The organism is Bacillus sp. MBGLi79, from assembly GCF_002953915.1.
The window spans coordinates 2071143-2086487 of record NZ_CP026521.1 but is presented as its reverse complement, the minus strand read 5'-3'; the positions used below and the strand labels follow the sequence as shown (position 1 = coordinate 2086487).

Below are 15345 nucleotides of genomic sequence, written 5' to 3'. Positions count from 1 at the left end.
CAGAAAGAAGCATTACTGATGAATTTTCACCGAATACAGACAAAACATCCTTCAAACCATTTTCCTCCCGAAACCGATTATTTACAATAAATCCTATTTTATCATATCGGCTATATTAGGATTTAAATCAAGTGAAGAATGAAGAATTTATATCAGCTTTAATCATGATCGCCTATCTCTTTTTCTCTCTATACTTATCAATATCTTGAAAAAAAACGCCGCGGCCGTGAATGCAATGATTGCGCCTAATAACGTGATATTCGCCTTCATGTCCGGCCTATATTCGTACTGGAAATAAAACCAGAATCCTAACCCCATCAGCATAAAAACTATTTTATCGCAGAGAGGACCCGCCCCTCTGCGTCACATTTTATAGCCGATTTCAAAATCAATTCTTGAAAGATTGCCTTTTGACGTTTGCACGATTGTTTTCCCGTGCTCCGGCATTTCCGTTAACTTGAATGATTTATTGTTTCCGTCAATCACAATGACGTAATTTTTGTCATTTTCAATTTGATTAAGTACCTGTTCCAGATTTTCTATATGTTTTGGACAGTTCACTGTAAACGCACTCGAAAGGTATAATAAAAGTGTTGAGTTTCTATTTTTCCATACGGGTGACGTCTACTAGATGACTGTTATCACGTCCAATCGTTCATTGGGAAAACTTGCAGCTTAGTCTGTGGTTCTTCTGTTGGGATGATTGGATGTTTTTTATATACTCCAAACGCTCCTCTTCCGTCATAATCCATGTAATGACTTCCCTATGCTGACGTAAGTCTTTATTTTCTACAGTCAAGATGACTTCAAATGTTTAAATTCATATCACTGAAAAAACACAATAAAAAAAGCATTGATCAATTCCGAAGAATATCTCAATGCTTGAAAAATGTATGGACAAAATACGGGCAAAAGGTCTTTTCCCCTTCACCAACCCCCCCACTACATCACGCGTTTGAACATCTTTTCCATCTCATAAGTGGAATGGTGTATGATGATCGGGCGGCCGTGCGGGCATGTAAATGGGTCTGATGTGCTTCGGAGGTCGTCCAGAAGCGCTTTGATTTCGTCGTTTCTGAGGTGGCGATTTGCTTTGATGGAGCCTTTGCAGCTCATCATAATCGCGGCTTCCTCACGGAGTTTTTTAATATCAATATTTTTAGAGTCGAGCACCTGCTGAATGATTTCTTCTATCAGCTCGGCTTCTTCCCCCTTTGGAAACCAGGCCGGGTGGCAGCGGACGATGTAACTGTTAGAGCCGAATGACTCTAAAAAGACACCAACACTTTCGAGCTCTTGTTTGTGCTGGTCGATAATCAAAGCCTCGTTTGTGGAGTAGTGGAACGTCAGCGGTACAATCATATCCTGGACCTCAGGTTCAACCTCCCCCACCTTTTCACGGAAGTACTCGTATTTAATACGTTCTTGGGCGGCGTGCTGGTCGATAATATACAAGCCATTTTCATTTTGTGCCAATATATAAGTCCCGTGCATCTGGCCGATCGGGTACATAATCGGAACCCGCTCAGACGTTGGCTGCGGCTGTTCCTCATGGTATTCCTGCTCATATGTTTCAGGCTGTTCTTCTGAAACACTGGACACCTCAAGGGTTTGTTCCTCATCATCGATAGGTGGAGCATCAAAATGGAGAGGAGGCAATTCTTCCTCCGCATCCACCGGCTCTTTCACGACTGAGCTGAGCTTCATTGGTGAATAAGATGGCGCAGTCGATTTTTCCGCAACTTTTTTTTCCGCAGGTTTTTCATCAAAGGTTATGAACTGCTGCTCATTTTTGATGGCAGGTGCTGATTTTTTCGGGAGCTGGGCACTCGGAATCAGCTGCTGCTGTTTAAATACATCTTTAATTCCGTCACGTATTAAGTCATGAAGCTCTGTTTCCTTGCTGAGCCGGACCTCAAGCTTCGATGGATGCACGTTGACATCGACTAAAATCGGGTCCATCGTAATTTCTATAAAGGTAATGGGATGGCGTCCGATCGGCAAAAGCGTATGATATCCTTCATGAACCGCTTTGACGAGCGGGAAATTTTTAATGTAACGGCCATTGACCACAGACGACATATAGTTTCTCGACGCCCGTGTAATCTCTGGGAGAGCGATATATCCCTCCACTTCAAAATCCAAAGAGCTTACATGCAGCGGAAGCATTTTTTTGGCGACAGCAGTGCCGTAAATCGCTGCCAGTACATGGCGTACATCTCCGTTTCCATTCGTTTGAAGCAGGTTTTTCCCATGATGGCGCAGACGGATCGATACCTCTGGATGCGCCAGAGCAATACGGTTAACCACGTCTGTAATGTTTCCAAGCTCTGTATGAACGGTTTTCATATATTTCAAACGGGCCGGTGTGTTAAAAAACAAGTTCGAAACGACAATTTCAGTTCCCTTCCTGCTTGAGGACCGCGATTCGGAAATGATGTTTCCTCCTTGAAGGACGAGCTTCGTCCCAGCTCCTTCACCAGTGCTTGTCGTAATTTCCAGATGAGAGACTGACGCGATACTCGGCAGGGCTTCTCCCCTAAAACCAAGCGTTCTTACCCTGAATAAATCATTTTCATCTTTTATTTTACTTGTTGCGTGGCGGCGGAAGGCACGCTTGCAATCTTCATTCTCCATTCCTTCGCCGTTATCCAAAACCCGAATGGATGCAAGGCCTGCTTCCTCAATATCGATTTCAATGACTGTGCTGTCAGCGTCGATCGCATTTTCCACCAATTCCTTGACAACTGAGGCGGGCCGTTCCACAACCTCGCCCGCCGCTATTTTATTTGAAAGCTCATCTGACAGCTGGATGACTTTTGCCACATTCATCACCCCGTTTTAATGTAATTTCTTTTGCAGCTTGTACATTTCATTCATCGCTTCAAGCGGTGTCATATCCAGTATATTAAGTGATTTGAAGGCATCGAGCACCTGCTTTTCTTTTTTTGAAAGCTTTGGTGTTTCAGCCGGCTTTTCCGCTGTGTCAAAAAAGGACAGCTGTGCCGGTTCTTCTTTCACCTGGGGTTTCGCCTCCTGAGATTTATGCACGGGCACCTCTGGTTTGTTTCCTGACTGCTCCAGCTCTTTTAAAATATCTTGAGCGCGCGCAATCAGATCTTCAGGCAGCTCAGCAAGCTGAGCTACATGGATACCATAGCTTTTATCAGCAGCACCTTCTTTAATTTGATGAAGAAAGACAACAGTTCCGTTATATTCTTCAGCGCGAACATGAACGTTTTTCAGCTGGGGCAGCTTGTCCTCCAGAACGGTCAGCTCGTGATAGTGTGTACTGAACAGCGTCTTGGCGCCGATATGATCGTGAACATATTCAATAATCGCCTGTGCCAGCGCCATGCCGTCATAAGTGGACGTTCCCCGCCCAATTTCATCAAACAAAATGAGGCTGTTTTTCGTCGCATTGACAATTGCATTTTTCGCTTCAAGCATTTCTACCATAAATGTACTTTGTCCGGAAATCAAATCATCTGCAGCGCCGATTCGTGTAAAAATTTGATCAAAAATCGGAAGTACCGCTTTTTTCGCGGGTACAAAGCAGCCGATTTGCGCCATAATGGAAATGAGCGCGATTTGTCTCATATACGTGCTTTTCCCTGACATGTTTGGACCTGTAATGAGAAGCATTTGTCTGTTATCGCCCATAATACAGTTGTTCGGGACATATTCCTGGCTGTCCATGACTTTTTCAACAACCGGGTGTCTGCCTTCAATCACTTCGACTTCATCTTTAGAGAACTCCGGTTTCGTGTAGTGACGATTTTCACTAATTGTCGCAAAACATTGCAGCGCATCCAGCTCGCTCATCTGTTTTGCAAGCTGCTGAAGCCGCGGAATATACTGCTTCACTTTCTCGCGCAGCTCGGTAAACAGCTCGTACTCCAGCTCACAGATGTTATTTTCCGCTTCTAAAATGAGCGCTTCTTTTTCTTTTAATTCTGGTGTAATGTAGCGCTCTGCATTCGTTAACGTCTGCTTCCGCTCATAACGCCCTTCCTCAAGCAAATGCAAATTTGCTTTTGTCACCTCAATGTAATAACCGAAAACTTTATTAAAGCCGACCTTTAAAGAGCGAATGCCTGTGTATTCCCGCTCCTGCTGTTCCAGGCGGGCAATCCAGTCTTTTCCGTTTCTGCTTGCATCACGGTATTCATCAAGCTTTTGATTGTAACCGTCTTTTATCAGGTTTCCTTCTTTTAACGATAAAGGAGGGTTTTCGTACAGCGCTTCTTCCAGCAGTTCAAGTACATCTCCACAAGGGTCAATACGCTCTGCACGTTCCTTGGCCTTGTCATGAGCAAGTGAAGCAACCAGCTGTTTGATGCCAGGCACTTGCTTTAACGATTCCTTCAGCTGAATCAAATCCCGGGCATTGACATTTCCGAATGCCACGCGGCCGGCAAGACGTTCTAAATCATATACTTCTTTTAATCGTTCACGCAGATCTTCCCGTTCAAAGAAATGGGACATCAATGTTTCCACCATTTCTTGGCGCTCTTCGATTTGATTGACTCTGATAAGCGGCCGGTCAATCCACTGTTTAAGAAGCCGGCCTCCCATTGCCGTTTTTGTTTCATCCAGCAGCCACAAAAGGGAGCCTTTTTTATTTTTCGAACGGATCGTTTCAGTCAGCTCCAGATTACGCTTAGAGTACAAGTCAATTTTCATCGCTTCCTCAAGCTCATACACCTGCACAGGCTGAAGATGATCAAGGCTGCGCTTTTGGGTTCTTTTCAGATACGCATATAAGCGCATAAACGTTTTTGTTACATCTTCATTATTTAAGTGCTCAATGATCGTGACCGTGACGTGTTCGTCTATTTCTCCGTCTTCAATTGAAATCGTTGCACCGCACCGCTCTTTCAGCTGTGCGACTGTATCGGCATCCAGGCTTCCTGAAACCACGATTTCACGTGCGCCGACTGAATAAATTTCTGATATGACGTCTTCAAGCCGTTCAATCAAAACAGCCAAATTTTCTCCCGTTGTTAAATCGGAAAGCGCAAGCCCGTATCCATTCGAGCAGGCTGAAACAGATGCGATAAAGTTATTTTCCGATTCATGGATGCCTTTTCCGTCCATTACAGTTCCGGGCGTAATAAGCTGAACCACTTCTCTTTTTACAACACCCTTTGCGGCCTTCGGATCTTCCGTCTGTTCACAAATCGCCACTTTGTATCCTTTTTTAATAAGCTGTTCAATATACGCGGAAGCAGAATGATACGGCACACCGCACATCGGTATTTTTTCCGCCCCACCGCCGTCTCTGCTCGTTAACGTAATTTCCAGCTCTTGTGACGCTTTTTTAGCGTCCTCAAAAAACATTTCGTAAAAATCACCCAGTCGAAAAAATAAAAAGGCATCCTGGTGCTCTGCCTTAATTTTTAAATATTGCTGTATCATAGGCGTATAACCGGCCATTGTTTAATCCCTCACTATGTATCAACGTTTCTATTTTCCAGCCTTCATTATAACATAAACAAAAAGTGATAAAAGAATGATATATCAATATAAAAAAGAGACTTGGGGGTACTGTCTCCCCTAGTCCCTTTTTTATTCTTCAGGATCTCCCACTAAAAATTCCGGGTTGATGTCTTCAAGCTCTTCATCAAGCTCATCTTCCCAATCTTCCTCGTCTTCCTCTTCCCAATCAGGATTGACCTCAACAACTACCTTTGTTTCTCCTACCACTTCCGCCAAAAATTCTCTTTCTGCCTGCACAACGATTTTATTTCCATTTGGCGAAATAGTCACTTCAAGGCAGTTTGGCTGCTGAAGCACTTTGGCAATTACTTCATGCTCATCATCTAAGTAATTATTGTCTCTGTATCTGAGTTTAATGACATCTACGTATTTTACCCGTTCTGTGACAACCTCTGTCTTTGTGTTGTCCGCGTATGAGTACCATACGTTTATATCATAATACCCTTCAATTTCTACCGTTTTCCCAATTTTTTCTGCATCGTACTTGTGGTTAATAATCCAACCACCCAAAATGCTGCTCGGTTTTTTCTCAGGGGAGATGGTGTTTGTGCATTGGGTGAATTTTCGGCCTTTCGCTACTACTGCCTTCGTAATAATTTCCCTGTATTCAGACATTCCGGCATGCCTCCTTGTTCTTCTTCGTGTTATCTTATGCTGGGCATTTGTCTAGTGTGCATTTTTATAAATAAAATATAAAAATACAAAGTTTCTGTTCCATTGTATGCAGGGGTGCCTAGAAACTTTACTTATAAGTGCGATAAAGTTTACTCGCGGCTGAGCATAGAAAAACTAATTGAATATTTAGTACATAGATTATTTAGTTCATTTATACCAAATAAATGATAAAAAAACACGGGCCTGTAAAGGCACCGTGTTTAGAGAGAACAGCTGTTATTTGAATGCTTCACCTTTGAACCGGTTTCCCCTTTCAGCAGGTCGCCCCCGGTTGACGTGATGATTTCATTTGTGACTTGGTTGGAAATGGTGTGTGCAACGAGCTGCAGTAGGTCATTTACCTCCATCTGCGAGTCTCTGAATTCCTGGATAACAGGAATCCCTTCAAGCTCTTCTTGCAGCGCGTCAATTTTTGCTTCTACTTGTTTGAGCGCTTCATGCTTTTCATAATGCTTCAGATTGACAGCCTGCTTTTGCAAGGCTTTAATCTGATTAACGATTGCAGACACTTTGTCATTCTCATTGATTTGCGCTTCAGCCCGTTTGAAAAAATCAACCTCTTCTGTTTCAGAGATCATTTTTGCAAGGTTCCGTGCCTGCTGCACAATGTCTTTTTTTGAGTAGAGCGTCATCTTATTTCACCTCGATTGCTTCTCCTACCATTTCTCCATCAAGCGACCATGTTTTCGCTTGCTGGATTTTCACGCGGACGATTTTGCCTATGGCTTCCTTCGGCCCTTTGAAATTGACAAGCTTGCTTTTTTCAGTATAGCCGGCAAGAATATCAGGGTTATTTTTGCTTTCACCCTCAACTAATACTTCGACAACCTTGCCTTCGTATTCCTTCATTTTTTTAGCAGAAATTTCATTTACCAGTGCGTTTAGACGCTGCAGGCGCTCTTTTTTCACACGCATCGGTACATTATCTTTCATCTTAGCAGCCGGAGTGCCCTCACGCGGAGAGTAAATGAACGTATAGGCGCTGTCAAACTCCACCTCACGATATAGAGAAAGCGTTTCTTCAAACTGTTCGTCCGTTTCGTTCGGAAATCCGACGATAATGTCCGTTGTCAAAGAAGCGTTCGGCATTGCTTCTTTAATTTTTCGAACCAGCTCCATGTAACGCTCTCTGTCATATTTGCGGGCCATCAGCTTCAGAACTTCTGAGCTTCCTGATTGAACCGGAAGATGAATGTGATCAAGCAGATTTCCGCCTTTCGCCAGCACTTCAATGAGGCGATCATCAAAGTCGCGCGGATGACTTGTTGTAAAGCGGATTCTCGGGATATCGATTTTTCTCAGTTCATCCATCAAATCACCAAGTCCGTACGTCATATCTTCAAAGTCTTTTCCATATGCGTTTACGTTTTGGCCTAACAGTGTAATTTCCTTATAGCCTTCACTCGCAAGCCTTCTCACTTCCTGAATGATATCCTCAGGGCGGCGGCTTCTTTCTTTTCCGCGTGTGTACGGCACAATGCAATACGTACAGAATTTGTCACAGCCGTACATAATATTGACCCAGCCCTTAATTTTTCCGTTCCGGACTTTCGGAAGGTTTTCAATAACGTCCCCTTCCTTTGACCAAACTTCTACGACCATTTCTTTTGAAAGGTATGCTTCTGACAAAAGCTCCGGCAGGCGATGAATGTTATGGGTTCCGAAAATCATATCGACAAACGGATGTTTTTTCAAAATCCGGTTCACGACTGATTCCTCTTGAGACATACAGCCGCACACGCCTAGAATCAGATCGGGATTGTTTTTTTTCAGTGCTTTTAAGTGCCCGAGCTCACCAAACACCTTGTTTTCGGCATTTTCACGGATCGCGCATGTGTTTAACAAAATAACATTGGCATCATCAACAGAGTTTGTCGCTTCGTAACCGAGCGCCATAAAGATCCCTGCCATAACCTCTGTATCGTGTTCATTCATTTGACATCCATACGTACGGATATAAAACTTTCTTCCGTCTCCCAAGCCTTTAAATTGTTCAGAAATTTTAAAGTCATTATGATAAGTAACGGCTTCCTTGCCTCGTTTTTTCGCGTCTTTTAAGGAAGGCGGAATGTAAACAGCTTCAAAGTACTTGCTGTAATCCTTCTCGGATTTTTTGTCCGATGGATTTACTTGTCCGCTCTCTAATTTTTGTTTTTCATTCATATCATATTTTCTCCTTTCAAACCAAACTTCCACCCTTCAGTATAAAGGTTATTGAAGCTCTGCACAACTGGCAACCTATCATTGTACACTCATTGAGAATAATAATCAATAAGGAATCAAAAGAGGAAGAGTTTACTCTTCCTCCTACAATAGCTGGAGCTCCTTTGCCGTCTTTTCGATGGCATCAAGCGCCTGATCCAGTTCATCTTTGGTATGCTCAGCGGTTATAATCGTGCGAATTCTGGCTTTACCCTTTGCTACAGTCGGGAAAACGATGCTTTGGGCAAAAACGCCTCGCGCAAGGAGCTGATCAGAAAATTGCTTTGCCACACCTTCATCACCTATTAAAATAGGAAGAATCGGCGTTTCACTCTTCGTGAGAGTCAGGCCCATTTTTACAAGCATTGCTTTAAAATAAGCGGTATTTTCCCACAAGCGCTCCATATGCTCCGGCTCTTCCAGCAAGACATCGATTGCTTCCATACAAGCGGCAGTGACAGCAGGCGGATGGGATGTGCTGAATAAAAACGGACGGCCTTTATGGCGCAAATAATCGATCAGCACCTTTGAACCTGCAGCATAGCCGCCAAGCACTCCGATTGCCTTGCTTAGTGTTCCGACCTGAATATGAACTCTGCCATCAAGACCGAAGTGATTCACCGTTCCTCTGCCGTTTTCGCCAAGCACTCCGGATGCATGGGCGTCATCCACCATCACAAATGCGTCATACTTCTCAGCGAGCTCTACAATATCAGGCAAAGGAGCTATGTTGCCATCCATGGAAAATACGCCGTCTGTCACAATCAGACGCATCCGATAATTCATTGACTTTCTCAGCACCCGCTCTAAATCACTCATATCGACGTGCTGATACACCTTTTTATCCGCCTTTGTCAGTCGAATTCCGTCAATAATAGAGGCATGGTTCAGCTCATCTGAGATGACAATATCCTCTTTTGTAAGAATACTTGAAAGTACGCCTTGGTTCGTTGTGAAGCCTGATTGGAATACAAGTGCTGCCTCCGTTTTTTTAAAGGCTGCCAGCTTTTTCTCAAGTTCTTGATGCATGGTAAATGTGCCGGCAATCGTTCTCACTGATCCGGTGCCGGCTCCATACTGCTGTACGGCCTCCTGTGCGGCGTTGATGAGTCTAGGATGTGAAGTAAATCCGAGGTAATTATTAGAAGAAAGCTGAATGACTTTTTGATGATTGACTGTGACAGATGGGCCTTGCATAGATTCAAGCTGTTTTATGTCTTGCCATGTATGGTTTTCTTTCATTCTATCAAGCTCTGCTTTTAAAAACTCAAATTCCTTCGTCATGTTTATCCCCCTTTTATGGAATTAAAATTACTTTTCCGCACTGGCCGCTTCTCATCAGTTCGAAACCTTTTTCAAACTCCTCTAACGGAAACTGATGGGTAATAACAGGTGATAGATCGAGCACGTTTGAACTGATCAGTTGAGACACCTGGCGCCAGGTTGAAAACATTTTTCTTCCTGTGATTCCTTGGATCGTAAGCCCCTTAAATACCACTTTATTCGTTAAATCAATTGTCACCGGATGTTCCGGCAAGCTCAGAATATGAAACCTCCCGCCATTCGCAGCCATCGCAAGACCTTGGGCAATCGCTGAGGGATGGCCGGACATCTCACAAACAAGATCTGCGCCTTCTCCATTCGTTAAAGCGCTTACAATTTTGAGCGGATCTTCTTTTTCAATAGAAACAGTACAAGTCGCTCCCATTTGTTTGGCAAGCCTCAGCCTGTATTCATTCTTATCGATTGCTATCACCTGAGAAGCTCCTGCTGCTTTTGCAACCGCAACAGCCATAAGACCAATCGGTCCGCATCCAATCACTGCAGTCGTTCCTCCTGCAGGCTGGCTCTCCAGTACGGTATGAACTGCATTTCCTAAAGGCTCTTGAATAGAAGCAATCGACGGGTCCATTTCAGCAGGATTTCTCCAGATGTTATCAGCGGGAACTTTTACATATTCCGCAAAACAGCCTGCCGTGTCCACTCCAATAATCGCAGTATTGGTGCAAACATGAGATTTTCCTGTTACACAAGGGACACATTCACCGCAGACAATGTGTGTTTCCGCCGACACATATTCTCCTGCTTTTACACCGCTGACATTCTCTCCCACAGCTTCAACAATTCCGCTGAACTCATGACCGAAAACATAGGGTGTTTTGATTCTCTGACGTGCCCATTGATCCCAATTATAAATGTGCACATCCGTGCCGCATATGGAAGCAGCTTTCACTTTTATGAGGACTTCATGTTTATCAATCTCAGGAATAGGAACTTCAGTCAGCACAGCACCGAACGCCCCGTCCTTTTTCATTAGAGCTTTCATCTTTCCACTCTGCATGTACAATCCTCCTTGAAAAATTCTTGTTACATTCGGATTGTACCATGATATGGAATAAGCGTAAACAGCACTGTCTTTTCCAGAAGGACAAAAGTATCTGTCTTGAAAAATGGGCGGAATTTTTTTTTTGAAACGTTTTAGCTCATTTCTGATTTTGCATATCCGCCCATTATATGCCAAAAATACTATCGGGAGAAAATATCACAATAAATGAAAAACAACCTGTTTGCATTACGCAAACAGGTTGAGAATACTTTATTTGTTTTTAGCGAGGTTCCACGATTAATTTAATCGCTGTTCTTTCTTCCCCATCGATTTGAATATCTGTAAAAGCCGGAATACAAATCAAATCTACGCCGCTAGGCGCCACAAATCCCCTGGCAATCGCCACAGCTTTTACAGCCTGGTTTAATGCACCAGCTCCGATCGCTTGAATCTCGGCGGCTCCTCGCTCTCTCAACACGCCTGCAAGCGCACCTGCCACTGAATTTGGACTCGATTTTGCTGAAACTTTTAAGATTTCCATTTCTGCTCCCCCTTAGTTTTACAATGGATAAGTGAGTGTTCATTAGAACAATCATTATTAGATGTTGCTATCCAAAAAGCCATCCCCACAATGCTTTTCAAAAATAGCGGGCTACCTTCCATTTTTACTATATTCACTAAGGAGTTGCTATATTCCTGCTTTTCTTTTTAATATTTTTATAAAATAACCTATGTTCAATTATTCAAAGAACATGTGATCATCATTGATTAAAACACGCTCGATTTTCACGGCTTTTTTCGTTTGATCATCTATGTCAATGACAACTCCGCTGAGCGTTGTTTTCCCTTCAGCGACAGTAAACCGGACTGGAAGGTTCGTTTTGAATCGTTTAATAATCGTCTCTCTGTCCATTCCCAGTATACCGTCATATGGGCCAGTCATTCCTACATCAGTAATATATGCCGTTCCCTTCGGCAAAATGCGGTTATCCGCTGTCTGCACGTGTGTATGAGTTCCTACAACAGCTGATGCCCGTCCATCCGTGTACCAGCCAAGCGCGAGCTTTTCACTTGTCGCTTCGGCATGAAAGTCGATAAAAATGTACGGTGTTCTTTTCGCAGCTTCAGCAATCAATTCATCCGCTTTTAAAAACGGGTCATCAAGCGGCGGTAAAAACGTACGTCCCTGCAAATTAATAACCGCAAGTTCTTTGCCGTTTGCTTTCACATATGTGATCCCTTTCCCCGGTGTTCCTTCAGGAAAGTTTGCCGGGCGAACCAAATTCGGAACGTCATCTATAAAATCAAAAATTTCTTTTTTGTCCCATGTGTGGTTCCCCATTGTGATTGCATCTGCGCCGGACTGGATTAAGCTGTGATAAATTTTTTCCGTCAGGCCTTTTCCGTGTGCGGCGTTTTCACCATTAATAATGGTAAAGTGAGGCTTATATTTTGTTTTTAACTTTGGTACATATTCTTTGACCATGTCACGGCCCGGTGAACCGACAACATCTCCGATAAATAAAATTCTCATTTTGTAAATCCTTTCTTCTTGAAAATTCCTTAGCCGTCAAAAAAATAAAGTGATGCTTAGCGCATCACTTTATTTTGCATACTCTACGGCACGAGTTTCTCTGATTACAGTCACCTTAATATGACCTGGATAGTCGAGCTCGTCCTCAATTCGCTTGCGGATATCTCGCGCCAGTCGATGAGCTTCAAGATCATTAATTGAATCCGGCTTCACCATAATGCGCACTTCGCGTCCAGCCTGAATGGCAAATGATTTTTCAACACCTTCGTAGGACTCAGAAATTTCTTCGAGTTTTTCAAGCCTTCGAATATAATTCTCGAGCGTCTCACTTCTCGCGCCAGGCCTTGCAGCGGAAAGCGCATCTGCTGCAGCGACCAGCACAGCGATAATGGAAGTCGGCTCCTCATCCCCGTGGTGTGATGCAATACTGTTAATCACGACTGGGTGCTCTTTATATTTGATCGCAAGCTCTACCCCGATTTCAACGTGGCTTCCTTCTACTTCATGGTCAATTGCTTTCCCGATGTCGTGAAGAAGACCCGCACGTTTGGCAAGCTTTGCGTCTTCACCAAGCTCCGATGCCATTAGACCGGCCAAGAATGCGACTTCCATGGAATGCTTAAGCACATTTTGACCGTAGCTTGTACGGAACTTTAAGCGGCCGAGGATCTTGATGAGATCTGGGTGGAGGCCGTGAACGCCAACCTCAAATGTCGTCTGTTCACCCATCTCACGAATATAGTCATCGACCTCGCGACGAGATTTTTCAACCATTTCTTCAATCCGTGCCGGATGAATTCGGCCATCCTGAACGAGTTTATCAAGAGCAATTCTGGCTGTCTCACGTCTGATCGGATCAAATCCGGAAAGAATGACAGCTTCAGGTGTATCATCAATAATCAGGTCAATTCCTGTCAGCGTTTCAAGCGTACGAATGTTACGCCCTTCCCGTCCGATGATACGTCCTTTCATCTCATCATTTGGAAGATTGACAACTGATACCGTTGTTTCGGCAACGTGGTCCGCTGCGCAGCGCTGTAAGGCGAGTGAAAGAATGTTTTTCGCTTTCTTATCCGCCTCTTCTTTCGCACGGTTTTCAGTTTCTTTTGTCATGATGGCGATGTCATGTGAAAGCTCGTTTTCAACCCGCTCAAGAATGATTTGCTTTGCTTCATCACGAGTCAGACTCGAAATTCGTTCCAACTCTGACTGCTGCATACGAATCATCTCATCCACTTTGCTTTCCATCTCTTCAATATGTTGTTGTCGTTCATTCAGAGAATGATCTTTCTTCTCCAACATCGCTTCCCGTTTATCAATTCCCTCATGTTTGCGATCAAGGTTTTCCTCCTTTTGGAGTAAACGGTTTTCTTGTTTTTGAAGCTCATTTCGTCTTTCACGAACTTCCTGTTCAGCATCTATTCGAAGTTTGTGGATTTCATCCTTTGCTTCAAGCAGAGCTTCTTTTTTCAGTGCTTCAGCATCACGCTTTGCATCTTCAAGAATTTGCTCGGCTGCACCGCGTGCGCCCGCAATTTTCGCTTCGGCAATGGTTTTACGAACAAAGTAGCCAACAACTAAACCGAGTAGAATCAGCAAAATGGAGATGAGAACCATCATAATTGGGGTCATACTTTCACCTCCTCTTGCTATGAACTTGGTTGTTGCTTAAATAAGTGTCGGCATGTACATTGTCTAGTTTTCTCAACATACAGAACCTTCACAGGGAATGAGTATGTTCATCGCCCTTGTCAAGTTTAAATGGTTTAACAATCATGTTAAAAAAACAAATGTTACAACTTCATTGTAAATGTGTCGGAAATACTTGTCAAGCTTGCCATCTTAACGTTTGCAGACCCGACGTCTTTTCCCGTGCCGAATGCAATTTATCCAAAAGAAGATCACGGATCATTCTTGATTCAGAAGCTGATATATTTTATTGTTCACTTGGCCCAATTTAGCGTTATTTTGAATGTTAGAGAACAAAATAACAATGGTTTGCCCAGATTTACTAAAGCTGTTCAAGATGTTGAAGCCCGGCATAACACCATGGTTTGAATAGCTTCCGGGAGCAACATAAAATCCCATGCCGTATGTGGAGCTGCTCCCTGGCGTAAACATCTTTTCATAGCTTTTTTGTGAATACAGTTTTCCGTCTATCAGCGCTTGGTCAAATTTGTACATATCTATAGGGCTCATATAAATATCGCCGGCTCCATACAGCTGAGATAGATCAGGTATATACGGTGTAACCGTTTTGCTGCCCTTCATCTTATACCCGACGGCAGGATAAGGTTCTTTTTCATATGTTTTGTAAAAGCCTGCATGCGTCATTCCCGCCGGTTTAAAAATATGATTCTTTATGTACTGTTCATACGGCTCACCGCTTACTTCAGCAATGATATAAGCGAGAACAGAATAGTTGGAATCCTTGTAGTCCCATACGCCAGGCTGACGTTTGATTCCCTGAAGTTCTATGTCTTTTATTAAATCATCCGGGGTAATGGCGCCGTTTCCTTCAATATGTCCGTTTATCCCCGATGTATGTGTAAGCAGATTCTTCAAAGTAATCGTTTGTCCGTTTGGAAAATGAGGTAAATACGTGCTTACCGGATCACTTGTCTGAAGTTTCCCCTTTTCCTCAAGCTGCAAAATAGCGGTTGCAATCAGCGCTTTTTGTGACGAACCGACGTAAAAAGACGTCAATGGATTATTTTGAATGTGATGTTCACGGTCTGCATAGCCAAAACCTTTATTTGTTACGATTTCTCCATTTCTGACAATCATAGCGGTTCCGCTGAAACTGATCTCTTTTAAATAATTGCTGATGTTTTGATTTCGGTCTACTGTTTTGATTTGTTCCTCTGATTTTTTGGCAGTTTTCTTTTTAACCTCTTTTTTCTGATCGGTATTTGAAACCGCTGCAGTTTCTTGAGATGGCTCGTTTTCTTCACTATTTCGATGAAGCGCATTCCAAATCGTAATGCAAACCATCACTGCTAAAAGACCAAGCAACAGTTTTTCTCTTTTATTTAGTTTTCTCCGTCTGCGTTTCGCAGTTCTTCTGCGGGTTGGGCTCGTCATTCATTTTTTCCTCCCGAAATAA

The 15345-nt window shown here is 43.3% G+C and carries 12 protein-coding genes; all 12 read right to left on the bottom strand.

Translation table 11 applies throughout. The features are described 5' to 3' along the window. Positions 1–363: 363 nt before the first annotated feature. Positions 364–561 carry an XtrA/YqaO family protein gene (locus tag C1T29_RS10630; RefSeq protein WP_003220282.1) on the bottom strand — a complete coding sequence of 66 codons (198 nt, stop codon included), beginning with the start codon at positions 559–561 and terminating at the stop codon, positions 364–366. Between the two features lie 381 nt (positions 562–942). Further along, positions 943–2826, bottom strand: coding sequence for a DNA mismatch repair endonuclease MutL (mutL, locus tag C1T29_RS10625; protein WP_103748759.1), 1884 nt, complete (start codon positions 2824–2826; stop codon positions 943–945). A 15-nt stretch (positions 2827–2841) separates the two neighbouring features. Beyond that, positions 2842–5439 (bottom strand): DNA mismatch repair protein MutS, encoded by a 2598-nt coding sequence (gene mutS, locus C1T29_RS10620; protein ID WP_071584044.1) that lies wholly within the window; start codon positions 5437–5439, stop codon positions 2842–2844. Positions 5440–5571: 132 nt separating this feature from the next. Further along, positions 5572–6117 (bottom strand): outer spore coat protein CotE, encoded by a 546-nt coding sequence (gene cotE / locus C1T29_RS10615; RefSeq protein ID WP_003221022.1) that lies wholly within the window; start codon positions 6115–6117, stop codon positions 5572–5574. Positions 6118–6377: 260 nt separating this feature from the next. Further along, on the bottom strand, positions 6378–6809 hold the full coding sequence (gene ricA, locus C1T29_RS10610) for a regulatory iron-sulfur-containing complex subunit RicA (protein ID WP_014664027.1): 432 nt from the start codon (positions 6807–6809) through the stop codon (positions 6378–6380). Between the two features lies 1 nt (position 6810). Beyond that, positions 6811–8340: a tRNA (N6-isopentenyl adenosine(37)-C2)-methylthiotransferase MiaB gene (miaB, locus tag C1T29_RS10605; protein WP_014664026.1), complete on the bottom strand. Its 1530-nt coding sequence runs from the start codon at positions 8338–8340 to the stop codon at positions 6811–6813. Positions 8341–8484: 144 nt separating this feature from the next. Beyond that, on the bottom strand, positions 8485–9663 hold the full coding sequence (locus C1T29_RS10600; RefSeq protein ID WP_095431322.1) for a glycine C-acetyltransferase: 1179 nt from the start codon (positions 9661–9663) through the stop codon (positions 8485–8487). A 13-nt stretch (positions 9664–9676) separates the two neighbouring features. Next, positions 9677–10720: an L-threonine 3-dehydrogenase gene (gene tdh / locus C1T29_RS10595; protein WP_103748760.1), complete on the bottom strand. Its 1044-nt coding sequence runs from the start codon at positions 10718–10720 to the stop codon at positions 9677–9679. A gap of 265 nt (positions 10721–10985) precedes the next feature. Beyond that, complete coding sequence (gene spoVS / locus C1T29_RS10590) at positions 10986–11246, bottom strand: stage V sporulation protein SpoVS (protein WP_003154135.1); 261 nt, start codon at positions 11244–11246, stop codon at positions 10986–10988. A gap of 198 nt (positions 11247–11444) precedes the next feature. Continuing rightward, the gene (gene ymdB, locus C1T29_RS10585) at positions 11445–12239 is read right to left on the bottom strand and encodes a 2',3'-cyclic-nucleotide 2'-phosphodiesterase (protein WP_040083141.1); all 795 of its coding nucleotides are present in this window, start codon (positions 12237–12239) and stop codon (positions 11445–11447) included. A 69-nt stretch (positions 12240–12308) separates the two neighbouring features. Further along, the gene (rny, locus tag C1T29_RS10580; RefSeq protein WP_103748761.1) at positions 12309–13871 is read right to left on the bottom strand and encodes a ribonuclease Y; all 1563 of its coding nucleotides are present in this window, start codon (positions 13869–13871) and stop codon (positions 12309–12311) included. A gap of 276 nt (positions 13872–14147) precedes the next feature. Then, positions 14148–15323 (bottom strand): serine hydrolase domain-containing protein, encoded by a 1176-nt coding sequence (locus C1T29_RS10575; protein ID WP_103748762.1) that lies wholly within the window; start codon positions 15321–15323, stop codon positions 14148–14150. Between the last annotated feature and the right edge of the window lie 22 nt (positions 15324–15345).